Genomic DNA, 3,522 nt, shown 5'->3' with positions numbered 1-3,522 from the left:
GAGTGCACCTTCTGCATCATGCAGTGCTCGGGCAGAAATCGCACCGTCTCCCCCACCTCCGGCCTCCTGCCCCGGCAGACAGTGCCCTCGAAGGCCAAAACCAGGCATATGCCAATGTCCTCGGGCGCAGGCAATCCCAGGAGCAGATGAACCGGCCCGATCAGATGGACGGTAACGACGCCCTGGCTGGATTTGAGAACTCTAGCAAAATGAGTGATGGGACAGCCCAGCGGCCGGTAGCGGAAGATGTCGCCCTCCTCAAGCCGGGCCTCGGGATTGAAGGGATGCAGGTCCTCCCGGCAGGATGGCTCCCCTGGAAGGGGTGATAGAGAGAAGTCAGCCATAAGACCATCCAAAACGCCTACTATCTCCTCTGTCCTCTCCGAAGAGCCGAGGAGGCCTGCAATCTCCTCCGCCCTGCCACTGAACCTCTCCTGCTTGAGGATGGGACACCTCACAAGGCCTGCCACATCCACCAGCTTTCCGGCAAACTCCCGGCAACTGGAAAATCCGCACTCCCCGCAGTTGTACCCCGGCAGGAGCTTCTCAATCCGCTTCACGATCCTCCAAACCTCATCAACCTCATCATTCGCCGGTGTACTCCATGAATCCATCCAGATGACGGAGCATTCCCCTGTGGTGCTCCTTGGAGACGCGCAACTCGCCGGTACATAAGGTGCAGATGGCTAAAGGAGGATTATGCCGCAAGGTCATCACTCCCGAGATCTCCGGCCAGCTCAAGATCAGCTCGGCGAATTCAGAGGAGCCCTTGCCGGTCAGGCCGTTGGCCTCGATGATCCGGCAACCGGGATTTGCCTCCAGGATGCGCTCTCTGAAGACCTCCCTCTCCGCCTGGGAGACGAGGTCGCCCTTGGTCATGACTGCAGCATCTGCGGTAGTGAGGAGCGGCCCCACCTTCAGCGGACTGTTGGGGCCGGTGGTGACATCGATCACGCAGATGGCCAGAGCTTGATCCGGATAAGGAGCGCAGCGCAGGCACAGGCCGGCAGTCTCGTTTAGCAGGATTCCCGCCCCCTGCTCCTTTGCCCAGCCGAGCATCTCATCCACATTGTAGATGGCATAGTGATCGGGACACATATCCTTTGACAGGCCCACGGCTACGGGCAGACCGAACCTTTTGAAGCGGAGGTCGTCCTCGGTCCACATGCAGTCGATCTTCACCAGAGCAGGAGCAGCCCCTGCCTTGATCAGATCCTTTACCGCATGCATGAGAACTGATGTCTTGCCCGATCCCGGCGTCCCCGCCACCACCACCATCTTCAAGCTACTACCTCGCCCTGACGGATGGTCTCACGCAGGCGGGTGAGCCAGCCGTCCACCCTCTCGATATCCAGAAAGATCCTCTGCTCCTCGTTACTGGTGCTGATGACCTTGGTCATGCCCCCGTTTTTCATTACAATCCTGCGGGTAGCCATCAGGGCCAGCATGGGATCGTGAGTTACCACCACCACTATCTTTCCCTCGCCGGAAAGGAGACGCAATGCCTCCTGCTTTTTTATTCCCGCGTTCTCGATCTCGTCTATCAATACTATTGGCGAGTCGCTGATAACAGCAATGTCCGCCACCATCAGGGCCCGGGATTGGCCGCCGCTGAGAATGGTGAGCTGAAACTCGGGGCTTATGGGCTCGCCGGTCAGGGTATTAGCCAGCTCGATGACTTTGTCCGCCTGATTAGGATCTTTGCCCCGAGACTTGGCATGCATCCGCAGGAATTCTCCCACCTGCATGTCCGCCAGGAAGTGCATATTCTGGGAGAGCTGGGCGACCAGCTTCTTTCTCGGGTCATAACGCTGCTCGTTTTTCGGCACCTGGCCATTGATCAGAATGCTGCGCCCAGTGGGAGTATCTCCCAGGGCAAACTGCTCTATATCGGAGATAAGAGTGCTCTTGCCTGAGCCCGTGGGCCCCACGATTCCTATTATCTCTCCCCGGGAGATCTCTATCTCATGGACAAGATCCTGGTGGCCGCACTTGTCCACTCCACCCTGAACGGTGAGCGTCAAGGGCTGACTGTTGGTCTCATTGCGGACCGCTGCCTGGTTCATTGCAGTGCCCATCGGCTGATCAGCTATATCAGCTATCCTTTTCCGGCTCATTGTATCGCTAATAGTCTGGCTCACGATCCTTCCTCCAGAAATAGGGCTGCATCCTCCCAAGAGGAGACTGCAACATCCGGCTGCAGCATATGGCGAGAATGATCCTCTTTCATCCTTGCCATGCCGCCGCCGGTTATATTGAGAAGTATGATATCCTTTGAGGAGACGCTCTTCGCTTCTATCGCCTTTTGCAGAGCTGCCACAGCAACGGCAGGGGCATTGAGAATATCTATCTCCTCAGACTGCTCGAATAGGTCCCTGGCTTCCCCGGCCTCTTTGTCTGTGATTCCGTAAACCATGCCCTCCGTGGCCTTCAGGGCGTCTCTGACTCCGCCGGGCATGTCCAATGGAGGCTTGCGATTGAACAGGACATCATCGAACATATCCTCCTTGTATGGCTCGGGCTCCAGAGACTTCCAGGCATAGTAGATGGGGGCATTGGGTATATTCTGGGCCAGATGCAGCCTGGGCAAAGGAAGTTCCGGGTGGAACCGGCCATCGTTTTTCAGCCGCAGGCTGGCCTCCCAGGCGGATATGCCTCCAGTGCCGCTTCCCACTGCCTGAAAATAGTGATCGGGCGTGCGTCCAATTGTTACCGCTGCATCCAGCATCACCGTTCCCATTCCATCCCGGCGGGCGATATTCCTCGCCCCTCCCTCGGGGGTAAAACCCTTTCGGGATTGCACCTTCTCTGCTATCTGAATGGCATCGAGGTAATCGCCTTTGACTGCGATCAGGGTTATTCTGCCTGGTGGTACAATCGTCCACATTCTTTCCAGGGCTTTTTCCGGAACAAATAAGACCAGCTCCTGGCCAGTCAAAGATGCTATATGGGCAAATGCACGGGCGGTGTTTCCTGCTGAGGCCACCACCAGTGATGACCTTTCCCCCTTATCCAAGAGCATCTGCATGGTTGGCGCAGCTTCCAGGTCCTTGAAGCTGCAGGTGGGCAAATTTGCATACTTCTCCGGCCAGTAGCCATTGAAGCTGATGTAGAGGTTCTCAAGATCCAGCTCCCTTGCCAGCCCCTGGCTTTTGTAGGTCACTGACCTTCCGGTTGCTTTCTCTATGATCCCCTTGACAGGAAGCCAGTCAATGAACCGCCAGATACCGGGAAGGTCCTTTATCCCCAGCTGCCTGGATTTGTACTCCGCCCGCAACAGCGAGCTGTCATGAGGGCAGCTCAGGGAATATGGAGGCTGAACCGATCCATCGCTCACGCATCTGAGCAGATATTCTCCCATGAGAGATACCTTCACCAAAGGGAATATAACATTTTCTATTTGCGACCAAATTTTATCCTTTTTGTACAAGAATTGTATCCGGCAGGCACGTTTAGGTTATATCCCAAAAGTACAAATATTAGCTGTTGCATACCCAATAGTATGCCAAATGTGGAAAGGGT

General features: G+C 56.0%; 4 protein-coding genes. All 4 read right to left on the bottom strand.

The genetic code is table 11. The features are described 5' to 3' along the window. Positions 1-560, bottom strand: a 560-nt coding sequence (locus BP822_RS11565; protein WP_286878334.1) for a (Fe-S)-binding protein, incomplete at its 3' end; no start/stop codon positions are given. A 25-nt stretch (positions 561-585) separates the two neighbouring features. Next, a complete protein-coding gene (locus tag BP822_RS11560) occupies positions 586-1,284 on the bottom strand; it encodes a GTP-binding protein (RefSeq protein WP_346770528.1) in 699 nt (232 codons plus the stop codon). Further along, the gene (locus BP822_RS11555) at positions 1,281-2,066 is read right to left on the bottom strand and encodes an ATP-binding cassette domain-containing protein (RefSeq protein WP_342674284.1); all 786 of its coding nucleotides are present in this window, start codon (positions 2,064-2,066) and stop codon (positions 1,281-1,283) included. The genes BP822_RS11560 and BP822_RS11555 overlap by 4 nt, the downstream gene beginning before the upstream one ends. 71 nt (positions 2,067-2,137) lie before the next feature. Further along, positions 2,138-3,361: a cysteate synthase gene (locus BP822_RS11550; RefSeq protein WP_286878333.1), complete on the bottom strand. Its 1,224-nt coding sequence runs from the start codon at positions 3,359-3,361 to the stop codon at positions 2,138-2,140. Between the last annotated feature and the right edge of the window lie 161 nt (positions 3,362-3,522).

The organism is Methanosaeta sp. UBA458 (assembly GCF_002496085.1).
GTDB lineage: Archaea > Halobacteriota > Methanosarcinia > Methanotrichales > Methanotrichaceae > Methanothrix > Methanothrix soehngenii.
The sequence above is the reverse complement of the archived record's forward strand: the minus strand, read 5'-3'. Positions and strand labels throughout refer to the sequence as shown.

Coding starts and splice junctions, on each gene's coding strand:
- BP822_RS11550 (WP_286878333.1), bottom strand. CDS start 3,361: ATGGGAGAATATCTGCTCAGATGCGTGAGCGATGGATCGGTTCAGCCT.
- BP822_RS11555 (WP_342674284.1), bottom strand. CDS start 2,066: ATGAACCAGGCAGCGGTCCGCAATGAGACCAACAGTCAGCCCTTGACG.